The sequence below is a fragment of the Streptomyces sp. NPDC002619 genome, assembly GCF_042889305.1.
In the GTDB taxonomy this organism is placed as follows: Bacteria; Actinomycetota; Actinomycetes; order Streptomycetales; family Streptomycetaceae; genus Streptomyces.
In genome coordinates this window covers 337433-351603 of the sequence record NZ_JBIAQV010000001.1, presented here as the reverse complement: position 1 = coordinate 351603, position 14171 = coordinate 337433, and the positions used below count along the sequence as shown (strand labels likewise).

The 14171-nt window shown below is 70.9% G+C and carries 12 protein-coding genes and 1 pseudogene; 6 read left to right on the top strand and 7 right to left on the bottom strand.

Annotation, left to right across the window (positions count from 1 at the left end):
- Nucleotides 1-92 precede the first annotated feature (92 nt).
- Both ACFYXB_RS01835 and ACFYXB_RS01830 read left to right on the top strand, forming a co-directional pair.
- Complete coding sequence (locus ACFYXB_RS01835) at nt 93-1508, top strand: PspC domain-containing protein (RefSeq protein ID WP_389576766.1); 1416 nt, start codon at nt 93-95, stop codon at nt 1506-1508.
- Nucleotides 1495-1740 carry a hypothetical protein gene (locus ACFYXB_RS01830; RefSeq protein WP_389576764.1) on the top strand — a complete coding sequence of 82 codons (246 nt, stop codon included), beginning with the start codon at nt 1495-1497 and terminating at the stop codon, nt 1738-1740. Before ACFYXB_RS01835 ends, ACFYXB_RS01830 begins: the two co-directional genes overlap by 14 nt.
- Before the next feature lie 33 nt (nt 1741-1773).
- On the opposite strand, the gene ACFYXB_RS01825 is transcribed toward ACFYXB_RS01830, so the two are convergent.
- The 4 genes from ACFYXB_RS01825 to ACFYXB_RS01810 form a co-directional block, all read right to left on the bottom strand.
- Nucleotides 1774-2307: a DoxX family protein gene (locus tag ACFYXB_RS01825; RefSeq protein WP_389576762.1), complete on the bottom strand. Its 534-nt coding sequence runs from the start codon at nt 2305-2307 to the stop codon at nt 1774-1776.
- Nucleotides 2308-2416: 109 nt separating this feature from the next.
- Nucleotides 2417-2881, bottom strand: coding sequence for a hypothetical protein (locus tag ACFYXB_RS01820; RefSeq protein ID WP_389576760.1), 465 nt, complete (start codon nt 2879-2881; stop codon nt 2417-2419).
- 7 nt (nt 2882-2888) lie between these two features.
- A complete protein-coding gene (locus ACFYXB_RS01815) occupies nt 2889-4166 on the bottom strand; it encodes a hypothetical protein (RefSeq protein ID WP_389576758.1) in 1278 nt (425 codons plus the stop codon).
- Nucleotides 4167-4446: 280 nt separating this feature from the next.
- A complete protein-coding gene (locus tag ACFYXB_RS01810) occupies nt 4447-5241 on the bottom strand; it encodes a class II aldolase/adducin family protein (protein ID WP_351352708.1) in 795 nt (264 codons plus the stop codon).
- Between the two features lie 139 nt (nt 5242-5380).
- Here ACFYXB_RS01810 and ACFYXB_RS01805 point away from each other — a divergent pair, with 139 nt between their 5' ends.
- A complete protein-coding gene (locus ACFYXB_RS01805) occupies nt 5381-5860 on the top strand; it encodes a pyridoxamine 5'-phosphate oxidase family protein (RefSeq protein ID WP_389576756.1) in 480 nt (159 codons plus the stop codon).
- A 7-nt stretch (nt 5861-5867) separates the two neighbouring features.
- Here the strand turns inward: ACFYXB_RS01805 and guaA are convergent, their stop codons facing one another.
- A complete protein-coding gene (gene guaA, locus ACFYXB_RS01800; RefSeq protein WP_351352699.1) occupies nt 5868-7448 on the bottom strand; it encodes a glutamine-hydrolyzing GMP synthase in 1581 nt (526 codons plus the stop codon).
- A gap of 278 nt (nt 7449-7726) precedes the next feature.
- Between guaA and ACFYXB_RS01795 the strand changes: the two genes are divergently transcribed.
- Entirely contained in the window at nt 7727-8014 is a 288-nt protein-coding gene (locus ACFYXB_RS01795) for a chorismate mutase (protein WP_351352696.1), read from the top strand.
- A gap of 746 nt (nt 8015-8760) precedes the next feature.
- Nucleotides 8761-9756, top strand: a complete 996-nt coding sequence (locus ACFYXB_RS01790) for an LPXTG cell wall anchor domain-containing protein (RefSeq protein ID WP_389576754.1) — start codon at nt 8761-8763, stop codon at nt 9754-9756.
- Nucleotides 9757-9842: 86 nt separating this feature from the next.
- Here ACFYXB_RS01790 and ACFYXB_RS01785 read toward each other — a convergent pair whose 3' ends face one another.
- Nucleotides 9843-11648 carry a GMC family oxidoreductase N-terminal domain-containing protein gene (locus tag ACFYXB_RS01785; protein WP_389576752.1) on the bottom strand — a complete coding sequence of 602 codons (1806 nt, stop codon included), beginning with the start codon at nt 11646-11648 and terminating at the stop codon, nt 9843-9845.
- Nucleotides 11649-11719: 71 nt separating this feature from the next.
- Entirely contained in the window at nt 11720-13348 is a 1629-nt protein-coding gene (locus ACFYXB_RS01780) for a succinic semialdehyde dehydrogenase (RefSeq protein WP_389576750.1), read from the bottom strand.
- A 123-nt stretch (nt 13349-13471) separates the two neighbouring features.
- Here ACFYXB_RS01780 and ACFYXB_RS01775 point away from each other — a divergent pair.
- Nucleotides 13472-14167 (top strand): annotated as a pseudogene (locus ACFYXB_RS01775) (AraC family transcriptional regulator); the annotation flags it as partial.
- Between the last annotated feature and the right edge of the window lie 4 nt (nt 14168-14171).

Sequence of the window (14171 nt, the reverse complement as noted above, 5' to 3'; positions counted from 1 at the left end):
CGCCTCCCCGTCCCTCCCTCAGGGCCGATATCAGGGTTCGGCCAGGGTCATCCCGACTGCCGCTGCGGCGGCCCGGCCGTCACCATGGACGCATGACAGATCACGACCACGCCGCGACGGGTCCGGGACCCGGCCCCGGCCCACGCCCCGCGCCGGGCGCCGGGCCGTCGGATGCCGCGCCCGCCGCGGCGCCTGCCGGTGAGGGCGTGGCAGCCGGCGAGGGCGGTGCCGTCGAGTCCCCGCGCAGGTTCCGCCGTGACCGCCGGCACAAGCTGGTCGCGGGCGTGTGCTCCGGGCTCGGGCGGCACACCGACATGGATCCCGTGATCTTCCGCATCACCCTCGCGGTGCTGGCCGCGACCGGCGGGATCGGCCTCATCTTCTACGGGTTCGCATGGCTCTTCGTGGCGTACGAGGACGACGAGGAGAACGAGGTCCGCAAGCTGCTGACCGGCCGGGTCGACGGGCAGGCGCTGGCCGCCGTGCTGTTCGCCCTGGTCGGCTGCGGGGTGTTCCTGACGATGCTGAGGAACGGCGGCGTGATGACGTTCGCCGTCATCCTCTCCCTGCTGCTCGCCGGCGCCGGTTACTGGTCGCGGCGGCGCGGCGCCCCCGACCCCGACCCGCTGGCGGCGCAGGCCGTCGCGGACGCCCCGCCGGAGGCGCAGGCGCCGCCGGCCCCCACGGCCTACCCGTCCTGGTGGCGCGACCCCATCGTGAAGGACGGCACGCACGTCGGCGGCACCGGTTATCTGTGGGGGCCCATGGACCCCCACGACCGGGACATCTCGGCGGCCGTCAACATCAGCCTCGGCCGCGCCCGGAGCGTACACGAGGACATACGCGTTCCGTATGCCGCGCCACCGAGACCGCGTGGCCCGCGCTGGATCGGCGGCTGGGTGTTCCTGCTCGCCCTGCTGGCCGGCGGCCTGGGCACCGGCCTCATGTGGGACGGACACCCACTGGGCACCAGCGTGCAGGCCGGCCTCGCCTGCGCCCTCGTGGTCTTCGGCCTCGGGGTGGCGGTCAGCGCCGGCCTGGGGCGTACGGGGGCCGGGTCGCTGTTCCTGGCGATCGTCACGGCGGTACTGCTCGCGGGCGCGGCGGCGCTGCCCAAGGACATCACCACGCACTGGAGACACACGTCGTGGGAGCCGGCGGCCGTCGCGGAGGTCCAGCCGAAGTACAGCCTCGGTACGGGCGTCGGCACGCTGGACCTGACCGGGGTGCGCCTGGCCAAGGGGCAGACGCTGGCGACGTCCGCGCAGGTGGGGGCGGGGCAGTTGAAGTTGCTGGTGCCGGCGGACGCGACGGTGCGGCTGAGCATCGACGTCGGGGTGGGCGACATCCAGTTGCCCGGGGACGACAAGAAGGACGTGGACGTGGAACCGGGCAAGCACAAGGACGTGACGCTGACTCCGGTGGCGGGCGGCAAGGGCGGCGGCACGTTCGACATCACCGTCGCGGTGGGAGTGGGACAGGCGGAGGTGAGCCGTGCTGCGTCATGAGTTCCAGCCCGGGCGGCTGGTCGCGGGCCTCTTCCTCACGGCCACGGGCGCGGTGTACGCCGGTGATGCGGCCGGTCTGTGGGAGACGCCCTGGTTCGCGGTCGTCCCGCTCGTCGTGGGCGGCCTGTGCCTCGCGGGCGCGGCGGCCGTCCTGATGCGGACCGTCCGCAGACGGCGCGGGCCCGGCCGTACGAACACGGCCGAGCCCTCGGGAACCGACGTGGGGAGCTGAACCGGCAGGGCGCCGGAGCCGCCTCGCCGAAAACTACCGGTACGTTCCCGCCCGTTGCCGTCGCCTCGTGCGCCAGGCGGAGTCCAGGGAGAGGTAGGGGGCGCCGGCAAGGACGAGGGGCAGCCAGGCCATCAGATAGGCGAGGTCGTTGCCGTAGTAGTAGGGGTCGGAGGCCCAGCTCACCGTCAGCCACAGGCTGAGGGAGATCAGCGCGCCGCCCAGTGCGGCGATGCGGGCGAGCAGACCGATCAGGGTGCCGATGCCGACGGCGAGTTCACCGAAGGCCATGGCGTACCCGAAACCGACGGGGTTCTTCAGGGCCATGTCGACGAGGGCCGGGATCGCCGCGGAGTCGCGGACCCCGCGCATGGTGTCCCCGATCGATCCTGCACCGCCCGACTTCAGGAACGCGCTGTCGGTCAGTTTGTCCAGGCCTGCATAGATGAAGGTGACGCCGAGGAAGATGCGTAGAGGAAGGAAGGCGTAGCGGGTGGCGGTCTCCCGCCAGTCACCGCGGCCACTGTCGAGATAGGGAGTGTGTGTATCCGTACGAATGCTGTGAGTCATCGCTCCTAGTCACCTCTCGCCGCCAAACCGATACCCCATCAACAGACCATACGTACGACAATCGGATCCCGCTCAACCATGCCGGGGTGTTTTTCCGAATCCACCGCGATCAGATGTGCGCCAGGATCTGCCGCACGGGGGAACCCAGGGCCTGGGCCACAGCGGCCAGTTCGTGGTCGGTGAGCGGGCCGCGTCCCGGGTTCCACACGGCGATCTCGAAGCGGGCGAATCCACACGGCCATTCGTAGTCCAGCGCGTCCAGTGAGGTCGCGGTGCCGCAGCAGGGGACGTGCACGGCGAGCGTCGGGAAACCGTCCGGATGGCCCTCGACCAGGTCGCGGTACCAGTCCCGGTCGATCGTCGCCCCGCAGTGCGGGCAGCCGATGCGCTCCAGGTTGGCGCCGCAGTCGATGGCGTCGGGGAGGTCGTACCAGTCGACGTCGGTCTCGGCGGGGATGCCGTCGGGCCACCCGGGGGCCAGTTCCCTGACGAGCGCGGCCGCACGTTCGGCAGCCGTCCGGTCGGGCTGCCAGTGCGGGTCGGCGGGGATCACCGACAGGATGTCGTCGCTCACCCTGCCGTCACTCCATGATGTCGACCTCGGCGCGGTTCGTGGGGACTCCCGCTGCCGTGATCACCTGTACCTCCACGCGGCCGGGTTCGACGTCGGCCGGGACGGGGACCTTGAGGACCGTGTCCGTGGGGTTGTCGAAGCCGCCCGTGACGGGGATCAGGGGGACGTGGACGTTGACCGGGCCGATGCGGACGACCAGGCGGGAGAGGCGGTCGGCGGTGCCGGCGCCGGGTGGGACGAAGCCGGTGCCGCGGATCTCGATGTCGTCGCCGGTGCGGATCGGGCCGTCCAGGTCGCCGGCCTCGCGGGCGCGGACCACGGAGAGGATGACGGGGCGGCCGCCCTCCGCGTACTTGCCGGCCAGATAGGTCGCGGCCGAGATCAGGACGAGGACCGCCAGGCCCCACGGCAGGTCGGGGAGTTGGTCGGGGCGGCGGGCCAGCCGTACGGCGGCGAAGACCAGGGCGACAGCACTGATCCCGACGTACTGGATGTCGGCGAAGGTGCCCCGGCCGGAGTCGTCGGTCAGCAGGTCGGCCGCACGCGGCCGGTGCGCCTGTACCTTCTGCAGCCGCTGCGCGAGGATGCGCAGGCCGACCGCCCGGCGGACCAGCACCGCGATCCCGCAGACCACGGCGAGGACGGTCACCACCCCCGCCCCGCGCGCGAGTTGGAGCCCGGAGATCAGCGCGTCGCGCTCGGCGGGGTCGGAAGCGGCGGCCAGACGGCCCGCCAGCACCAGGACCGCGTACGCCACGAACAGCACCCAGGCCGCTCCGACGGTCCGGGAGGTGGACATCCGGTTGTCCTCGCCGATGACCGGGGCCAGCACCCCGCCGCGCGCCCGGTGGAACCACGAGGCCGCGGTCAGCGCACCGGCCACCACCAGCGCGGCGAGCAGCCCGGCGGTGCGCGCGTTCGTCCAGCCCGCGCCGATCGCCGTCAGCGACTGCACCAGCAGCAGTGCGACGACGCCCGCCCACAGGACGTACAGCGTGCGCAGCCACAGCCGCGCCAGCCAGGCCTCGCCCTCCGCGCGGCCGCGTTCGGCAACGACCTCGGCGGACTGCGTCAACTCCTCGGAGACCCACTGCCGGGAGGCGGACGCCGAATGGGCCACCGCCGCCGGCAGCCCCTGCCCGGCGGCGAACTCATCCCGTTTGAGCAGGAATTCGGCCACCGCCCGCCGGTGTCCCTCGCGCGCCCCGTGCGGGCAGTCCCCGCAGGTGCAGCCTCCCCCGTGGGCAGCGCTCCGAGCGCCCTGCCTAGCCTCCTGCACCGCCACGCCGACGCCTGCCTTCCCACCGTGCTCGCGGCGCCGCCGCCGGCCCCTTGCGAGGCCCGCGAAGTCGGCGCACAACTCCCCTGTGATGACAGCGAATTGTGCCCTACGCCACGTCGCGTCCGTCCGGCAGGTGTGGTCACCGCGGGTGAAGCCCGGCCCGCCGTGTTGACCCGGCTGCGAGAACTGCCGTATGGCATCGACGTCGGCGACCTGGCGCAGGTCGAGTGGCTGCCCAAATCCGGCGGTTCGCGATGACGAAGGCGGCGGTGCTCGGAGGCTTCTAGCTCAGCAGATCGGGCTCGCTGCGGCTGATGTCCTGCCACAGGGGCTGGTAGTTGATCCAGGCCACGAGGTCGCCGCCGAGCTGTTCGCGGGTGGCCGTCGCCAGTTTGTGGTCGATGATGAGCGGTCGGCCCGCGGCCCTCGCCGCCAGCTGGACCTGGCAGGACTTCTCCATCGACAGGAACCACCAGGCCGCCGCGTCCACCGAGTCGCCGACGGTCAGCAGCCCGTGGTTGCGCAGGACGAGCGCCTTGCGGCTGCCGAGCGCGGTCGCGATCCGGCGGCCCTCCTCGGCGTCCACGGCGACGCCGGTGTACGCGTCGTACAGGGCGTGGTCCTCGTAGAAGGCGCAACTCTCCTGGCTGATCGGGTCGAGCAGGTCGCCGAGCGCGGACAGGGCGCGGCCGTACACGGAGTGGCAGTGGGCGACGGCGACGACGTCGGGGCGGGCGGCGTGGACCTGGGCGTGCACGGTGAACGCCGCCTGGTTGATGTGATAGCGGCCCTCGATCACCTGCCCGTCCTGGTTGGCCAGCACGAGATCTCCGACGGTGACGTGCTTGAACGGCATCCCGAAGGGGTTGACCCAGAAGCAGTCAGAGTATTCGGGGTCGCGCGCGGTGATGTGCCCCGACACCCCGTCCTCGAATCCCGACCGCCCGAAGATCCTGAGCGCGCCCGCGAGCCGTTCTTTGCGGTGCCGGCGTTCGTCCTCGAGCGAGTCATGCATCGGCGGCATCGCGAACTGCAGCTGGTCGGTCGGCAGCGGCAGGGGCGGGGTGGGCCCGTGCATACGTCCTCCTGCACTGGGTTTGCTTTACGGGCGGAAGTTACCGTCGGTCAGCGCAGGAGAACAGCGCTGGTTTGTAAAGATGACGCGATGAGTCGATTCCAGACAGGAGATGTCGGGTATCGCCGGGAGACTGGGCCGTATGACGCAGGCAGCCCGCTGGGCGGATTTCCGTTCCGCCGCACCCGAATTCGCGAAGACGGCCGAAACCCGGTTCGACGCGTTCCGCCATCACGTCCTGGCGACGATCCGCAGGGACGGCTCGCCCCGCACCTCCGGCCTGGAGGTCCGCTTCCTGGACGGCGAGCTGTGGCTCGGCATGATGCCGGGCTCGCTCAAGGTCCTGGACCTGCAGCGCGACCCGCGCTTCGCGCTGCAGGCGAACCCGGGCCCGGACACCGGGATGGGGGGCGGGGACGTACGGATCAGCGGGCGCGCGTTCGAGGTCGTCGATACGGCGGTGAAGGGGGCGTACAGGGAAGAGGTGGAACCGCCGGAGCCGTTCCACCTCTTCCGCACCGAGCTGACGGAGGTCGTAAGGACCTACGTCGAGGACGACACGTATCTCGTCGTCCAGGTCTGGAAGCCCGGAGAGCCGGTCCGCACTCTCAAGCGGACCTAGAGAGGGGTCACTCCCACTCGATGGTGCCCGGCGGCTTCGAGGTCACGTCGAGGACGACGCGGTTGACGTCCCGGACCTCGTTGGTGATGCGGGTCGAGATCTTCGCGAGGACGTCGTACGGCAGCCGGGACCAATCGGCGGTCATGGCGTCCTCGGAGGAGACGGGCCGCAGGACGATCGGGTGGCCGTAGGTCCGGCCGTCGCCCTGGACGCCGACGCTGCGGACGTCCGCGAGCAGGACCACCGGGCACTGCCAGATCTCACGGTCGAGGCCGGCCGCCGTCAGCTCCTCGCGGGCGATGGCGTCGGCGTCACGGAGAAGGTCGAGACGCTCCTTCGTCACCTCGCCGACGATCCGGATGCCCAGGCCGGGGCCGGGGAACGGCTGGCGCTGGACGATCTCGTCCGGGAGCCCGAGCTCCTGGCCGACCATCCGGACCTCGTCCTTGAACAGCTTGCGCAGCGGCTCGATCAGCTGGAACTCGAGGTCCTCGGGGAGGCCGCCGACGTTGTGGTGCGACTTGATGTTGGCGGTGCCGGTGCCGCCGCCGGACTCGACCACGTCCGGGTAGAGCGTGCCCTGGACCAGGAACTCCACCGCCGGGCCCTCATCCGCGATGATCTCGGCCTGGGCCTGCTCGAAGACGCGGATGAACTCGCGGCCGATGATCTTCCGCTTCTCCTCCGGGTCGGAGACCCCCTTGAGGGCGGTGAGGAAGCGCTCCTCGGCGTCGACGACCTTCAGCTGGACGCCGGTGGCGGCCACGAAGTCCTTCTCGACCTGCTCGGTCTCGCCCTTGCGCATCAGGCCGTGGTCGACGTACACGCAGGTCAGCTGCGAGCCGATGGCCTTCTGGACGAGAGCCGCGGCGACGGCGGAGTCCACGCCGCCGGACAGGCCGCAGATGGCGCGCTTGTCGCCGACCTGCTCGCGGATCGCGGCGACCTGCTCCTCGATGACGTTGCCGGTCGTCCAGGAGGGGGTGAGGCCGGCGCCGCGGTACAGGAAGTGCTCGAGCACCTGCTGGCCGTATGTGGAGTGCATCACCTCGGGGTGGTGCTGGACGCCGTACAGCCGCTTCTCGTCGTTCTCGAAGGCGGCGACCGGGACGACGTCCGTGGACGCCGTGACGGAGAAGCCCTCCGGGGCGGCGGAGCAGGCGTCGCCGTGCGACATCCACACGGCCTGCTCGGCGGGGGTGCCCTCGAAGAGGGTGGAGGAGGTCCGGGAGACGTGCAGATCCGTACGGCCGTACTCACGGGCGCCGGAGTTGTCGACCGTGCCGCCGAGGGTCTGCGCCATCAGCTGGAAGCCGTAGCACATGCCGAACACGGGGACGCCGGCCTCGAACAGTGCGCGGTCGAGGGTGGGGGCGCCCTCCTCGTACACGGACGAGGGGCCGCCGGAGAGGATGATCGCCGCGGGGTTCTTGGCGAGCATCTCGGCGACCGGCGTGGTGCTGGGCACGATCTCGCTGTAGACCCGCGCCTCGCGGACGCGACGGGCGATGAGCTGGGCGTACTGCGCGCCGAAGTCGACGACCAGGACGGTGTCGGGGGTGGCGGCAGCGGGAGTCGCTGATGACACGGGGTGCCTTCCGGCGGTGGGGCGGGGGTCTGTGGTTACCGATTCTAACGGGGTGGGCGGGGGACACCTTGCCGCGCAGGTGCCGTGGCATACTGGCCTCATGCTTTCGCACTCGACCTTCCTCTTTACCTATGGCAACCGGCCCACCGGCTGCCATGGTCGTGCTGCTTGAGCAACTGACAAGCGACTTCCCAGGCGCCCCGGGCCGACAAGGTCCGGGGCGCCTGGCGTTTCCGGGGACTGTCGGGCAGGGACGCAGCGATCAAGGAGCCCCCGTTATGACATCCACCGCCACGGAGAAGACCGGCGCCCGTACCGCCGAGGCCGCCGACACGATCACCGACGCCCGGGAGCGCGTCGACGCGCTCGACGACCGGATCATCGGGCTCGTGCAGGAGCGGATGGCCGTCTCCGCCGTGATCCAGGAGGCGCGGATCGCCTCCGGCGGGCGACGTGTGAACCTCTCCCGCGAGATGGAGATCCTCGGCCACTACAGGGAGGCGCTGGGCAAGCCGGGCACCGCCCTCGCGATGACGCTGCTCGAACTGTGCCGGGGTCGCATCTGAGTTCGGTCCCCCTCTCACTCGTACGGCGCGTGACCACTTCGCGGACCGCTTCGTTGGTCCCGGTGTCCGTGCCAGCCAGGGGCGGGCCCGAAAGAACCACGCGTGGCTCGCTCTGGAGCGATGAGACGTGCGGATCGTGCCGCACGTCGTGGGACCTCGCTCCAGGGAAGTGACCGGACGGCAGGGGACAGCAGCCCGGTCATCCAAGAGAACCGGTCGGCCCCGGGGACGCCCGGGGCCGACCGGCGGAAACTGCAAAAATGCACAAGGGCCGGGTCAAACGGTTGCGTAGGCCGCGTCCATCCAGCACGATGCGAGAAAAGCCCCTCAAGTCCCCGAGCGGACAACCGCATTGCGGTGTTCCGTACGGCACTGCGCCGCCCGACTGCCAGAGGTCGAGACCATCCGCGCGCCCCCTGTGTGCCGGAGCGGCGACCCCGCGCACGAAGGGCACAGGGCACACAGAGCAAGCGGCGCAACCCCCCGGCGCCGCTCCCGGGCACCGGCGCTGCCCTGACGCCGGTGCTGACGGAGAAGGGCCCCGCGGGCCCCGTCCCGCGGGGCCCTTCGCTTGCGCGGACGCCCAGGTGACGTGGCCGAATAAAAAATCTGTGAGTAACAGGGCAACCATTCGCGGGCCTCGCAGATCAAACCCCCTGAATCAACGGCCACATCCGCGCCCCACACGCGGCGGGCCTCCGCCACGTACCGCGCGCCAGCGGTACGCCGGACCATTCGAGGTCTCCATGAAGCTTCGCCGCGCCATCACCGCAGCGGCCGCCACGGCGGCGATAGCCCCGCTGGCCCTGCTGTCCGCTCCGGCCGCCTTTGCGACCGACGCCCCGCCGAGCAGCGCGGCCGCCGATACGCCGAGCGACCCGGCTTCGCCGTCGGACACCGTGTCCGCCTCGACGAGTGCGAGCACCGGCACGGACACGGGCGCCAACACGGGCTCGACCCCGACCAGCACCGCGAGCCAGTCCGCCAGCGGCTCGGCCACGCCCTCCGACGACACCTCGACGAGCGCGACGCCGACCACCCCGGCGCCCTCCGACTCCGAGACCCCCGAGCCCGAGCCGTCGGTGTGCGCGGACACCAAGGTCGACGTCTCCATCACCGGTCTGCCGGGCAAGATCGCGGCCGGCAGCGGGTGGCACAAGTTCTCCCTGAACGTGCTCAACAACTCCGACTCCACGCTCAACGCACTCGACTTCTTCGCCGGGGCCTCCTCCGACAAGGCCGGCGAGGATCTGTTCAAGAGCAAGCAGGTCCAGCTCCAGGCCTGGAACCCGGAGAAGAAGGTCTGGGTGGACCTGAACGAGGAGGGCTACGCGGTCGGTTACGTCGGCTCCACCGACGAACTCAAGCCCGACTACGAGGTCGACATCCCGCTCCGTATCAATGTGAAGTCGTCCGCCCCGGTCGGCGCCGGCTTCTCGCTCGGCGCGACGATCTACGGCGACAGCGACGACGAGTGCACCGGCTTCGGCGACGTGTCGTACAAGTTCCAGATCGTGGCCGCCGGCACGGACACCGACGGCACCAAGCCGCAGGAAGGCGGCAAGGCCCCGGTCACCGACACCAAGCCGTCCGGCAACACGCCCGAGGTCAACGGCAGCCTGGCGTCGACCGGTTCGAGCTCCGCGCTCCCGACGATCGGCCTCGTCGGCGGTGTCGCCGTCGTCGCCGGTGCGGGTGTCGTGTTCGCCGTGCGTCGGCGCAAGGCCGGCGCCGAGGCGTAAGCGGTACGACGTCTCACAGACGGAGGAGGACCCGCGCTCGGAGGGGAGCGCGGGTCCTTCTTTTCGTCTGCCGGACACGGGAGTTGCTACTGCTTCGGCGGCACCGCCGGCATCCCCAGAAACGGCAGACGCAGTGCCGCGAAGGCCTCCGCCGGGACCGCCGGGGTCTTCGGTTCGACCGGCTTCAGGCGTTCGTACGATGCCCCCTGTGCCGGACGTGGGTCCTGTTCGCCCTTGTTGGGCCAGTACGACATCGCCCGCTCCGCCTGCGCCGTGATCGTCAGGGACGGGTTGACGCCCAGGTTCGCCGAGACCGCCGCCCCGTCCACCACCGAGATGCCCGGGTGGCCGTACAGGCGGTGGTACGGGTCGATCACGCCTGTCTCGCGGGAGGAGCCGATGGGGCAGCCGCCCAGGAAGTGGGCCGTCAGCGGGGTGCCCATCAGTTCGCCCACGTTGCTGCCCGCGAAGCCGTTGATCTCGGTGGCGATCGCGGTCGCCGCCTCCGACGCCGCCTTGATCTGCTTGGGGTTGGGGGCTCCGTGGCCCTGGCGGGCGGTGAGCAGGCCCTTGCCGACGCCGTTCGGCTTCAGGTACGTCGTCAGGGAGTTGTCCAGCGACTGCATCACCAGGCCGATGATGGTCCGCTCCGACCAGCGGCGGTTGGAGACGGAGCGGGCGACCAGCCATGGGTGCCGGGCCGCGTTCGCCAGCCAGGCAAGGACGCGGGAGGAACCCTCCGCGTACGGCACCTGGAGGATGGACAGGCTGCCCATCGAGTTGGAGCCCTTGCCGTAGCGGACCGGCTCGATATGGGTGTTCTCGTCCGGGTGGACGGAGGACGTGATCGCCACGCCCTGGGTGAAGTCGGCCTTCGCCGTTCCGTGCACCTTGCGGTAACGGCGGTCGGTGGTCTGCGAACCGACCAGCGCCTCGGAGTTGGTGCGGGTCAGGTCGCCCAGGCGGGCAGAGAGGTACGGCAGTTGGCCGTTCGCCTTCATGCGGTGCAGGAGGGTCTGGGTTCCGTACGTGCCGGCGGCCAGGACCACCCGGCGGGCCGTGAACATGCGGCCCTCGCCCTTCTTCTTCTCGTCCGTCGGCAGGGTCGCGACCGCGTATCCGCCGCGCGAGTCGTCCGTCACGGACACGACCGTCGTCATGGGGTGGACCACCGCGCCCGCCTTCTCGGCGAGGTGGAGGTAGTTCTCGTTCAACGTGTTCTTCGCGCCGTGGCGGCAGCCCGTCATGCACTCGCCGCACTCGGTGCAGGCGTTGCGGGAGGGGCCGGCGCCGCCGAAGTACGGGTCCGCCACCTGCTCACCCGGCTTCGCCTTCGTCTTCCCGTCGGCGTCCTCGCCGTCGCCGAAGAACACGCCGACCGGCGCCAGATGGAAGCTGTCGCCGAAGCCCAACTGCTCGGCCGCCGCCTTCAGATGCACGTCGGACGGGGTCATGGTCGGGTTGAGCCGTACGCCGAGCATGCGCCGGGCCTGGTCGTAGTACGGCTTCAACTCCTCCTGCCAGTCGGTGATGTCCCGCCACTGCGAGTCGTCGAAGAACGGCTTCGGTGGTACGTAGAGGGTGTTGGCGTAGTTCAGCGAGCCGCCGCCCACGCCCGCGCCCGCCAGCACCATGACGTTGCCCAGCAGATGGATGCGCTGGATGCCGTACATGCCGAACTTGGGCGCCCAGAGGTAGTTCTTCAGGTCCCAGGAGTTCTTGGGGAGGGTGTCGCGGGAGAAGCGGCGGCCGGCTTCCAGGACGCCTACGCGATAGCCCTTCTCGGTCAGGCGGAGGGCGGTGACGGAGCCGCCGAAGCCGGAGCCGACGACGATGACGTCGTAGTCGTATCCCTCGTCACCCGGGGTCTGGGCGGAGTTCTCCTGTGACACGTGCTCTCCTCGTTGAGAACGGGCGGTGCTGAACTACCGGGAACGGCTGCCAGGAAGGGCTACAGGAGCGGCTAGCGGAAGCGGAACGCCTTCATCAGCCGCAGGGCGCGGCTCATGAACGCCGCGTACGTCTCGTCGTCCATGCCCAGCGACGGCGCCATCGGCAGCAGCCGCTGCTGGGCGACGGTCTGGGCCTCGGTGTACTTGAGGATGCCCTCGGATCCGTGCCGGCGGCCCAGGCCCGAGTCCTTCATGCCGCCCATCGGGGACTGGACACTGCCGTAGGCGGGCGCATAGCCCTCGTTGACATTGACCGTGCCGGTGCGCAGCCGGGCGGCGACAGCCCGTCCCCGGCTGCCGTCCTTCGTCCACACCGACGAATTCAGGCCGTACGGCGTGGAGTTGGCGTGCTCGATCGCCTCGTCCTCGGTCTTGAAGCGGTAGATCGACACGACCGGGCCGAAGGTCTCCTCCGCGCACACCGCCATGGGCTCGGTCACGCCGTCGAGGATGGTGGGCTCGAAGAAGTACGGGCCGATGTCGGGACGGGCGACGCCGCCCGCGACCACCGTCGCGCCCTTCTCCACTGCCTCCTCCACATGCCGCTTGACGGTCTCCAGCTGCCGCTCGCCCACCAGAGAGCCCATGTCGGCGCCATAGGCGAGGGATTTGCCGAGCCGCATGGCCTTCGTGCGGGCGGCGAAGCGCTCCAGGAAGGCGTCCGCGACCGACTCATGGACGTACAACCGCTCGATGGAGATGCAGAGTTGGCCGGCGGAGGAGAAGCAGGCCCGGACAGCACCCGCGGCCGCCTTCTCGATGTCGGCGTCCTGAAGGACCAGCATGGCGTTCTTGCCACCGAGTTCGAGGGAGACGCCGACCAGGCGGGCGGCGGCGCCCTGCGCGACCTCGCGGCCGGTGCGGGTGGAGCCGGTGAAGGAGACGTAGTCGGCGTGCTTGACGAGCTCGGGGCCGACGACGGGGCCGTCGCCGAGCACGACCTGGAAGACGTCGGCGGGCAGCCCCGCCTCGATGAGCAGGTCACGGGCCCACAGCGCGGTCAGACAGGTCTCGGTGTCCGGCTTCATCACGACGGCGTTGCCCGCGACGAAGGCGGGGAGCGCGTCGCCGACGGACAGCTCCAGGGGGTAGTTCCAGGGGGCGATCTGGCCGACGACCCCGCGCGCGTGGCGCAACTCGGTGACCTTGGTGAGGGTCGGTACCGCGCCGGTGTGCCGCTTCGCCCGGAGGTAGGCGGGGGCCTTGCGGCCGTAGTGCCGCGCGGCGACGGCTACGGCCTGGACCTCCTCGTGGGCGTGCAGGCGGGCCTTGCCGGTCTCCAGCTGGATGAGGTCGAGGACCTCGGCCTGCCGCGCCAGGACCAGGTCGTGGAAGCGCAGAAGGACGGCGGCGCGCTGCCGTACCGGCGTCCGCTCCCACACGGCCTGGGCGGCGCGCGCGGCCTCGAAGGCCTTGAGCACGTCCTGTGGGGTGGACTCGGGCAGCTCGGCCAGCTTCTCGCCGGTGAACGGCGTGTGGTTGGCCGTACGACCGGAGCCGACGACGCCCTTGGTGAGCTGCGCGACCAGCTCCGGCGTGACCACGTCGGCGGCGGTGCGGGCGCCCTCGGGGGCGGGCGCGAGGGGGTTCGTGCCGGTCGTGTGGGTACCGGTCTGCTCCAGGGCCTGCGAGTCCGTCATGAGGCGCAGGGTATGCCGGAGTGGAAACTTTGGGTACCCGTCGGTAACAGGGATTCACCGACCGCTCACATGCCGCCAGTGATCACTGGCAGCAAATGCGCTGATCAGCGCGTTGGGGGGCGGCCGCACGGAGCGGGGCATGTGCTGGCCGACGGGGCCGTGGGAGCGGCGGATGCGGCGCGCGCGGCGCCTTTCGAGAAGGTGCGCGACATCGACGTACGGCCGTCCGGGGACGGGCCTGATGTGGAGCTGCTGTGCGGCAAGTACCGGCTGGACAGGGCCCGGGTGCATCCGCTGATGGCGGAGCTGCCGGAGGTGGTGCACCTGCGCAACCGGGTCGGCGCGCATCCCGAACTCCGTTCTGCGGTCGACTTGTTGGCCAGGGAGCTGACCGGCGCCCACCCGGGCGCGGCCCTCGCCCTGCCCAGCCTGCTCTACATGGTCCGCGCGTGGATGACGGACGCGCGGACCGGCACCTGGCCGGCGGTGCTGACCGACCCGGTGACGACGGCGGCCCTGCGCGCCCTGCACTCCGACCCTTCGGCCACCTGGACCAACGACCGCCTGGCCACCGAGGCGGGCGTCTCCCGCGCGACGCTCGCCCGCCGCTTCACGGCACTGGTCGGCCGTCCGCCGATGGCGTAGCTGACCTGGTGGCGGCTGACCCTGGCCGCGACCCGCCTCCGCGACACGGACGTGCCGCTGACGACGGTGGCCCGAGAGTCGGGCCACGGCAGCCCGTTCGCCCTCTCGCACGCGTTCAGCCGGGAGTTCGGGGTGACTCCGGGGAGGTATCGCGAGCGGGTGCGGGGCGGCTGACGTA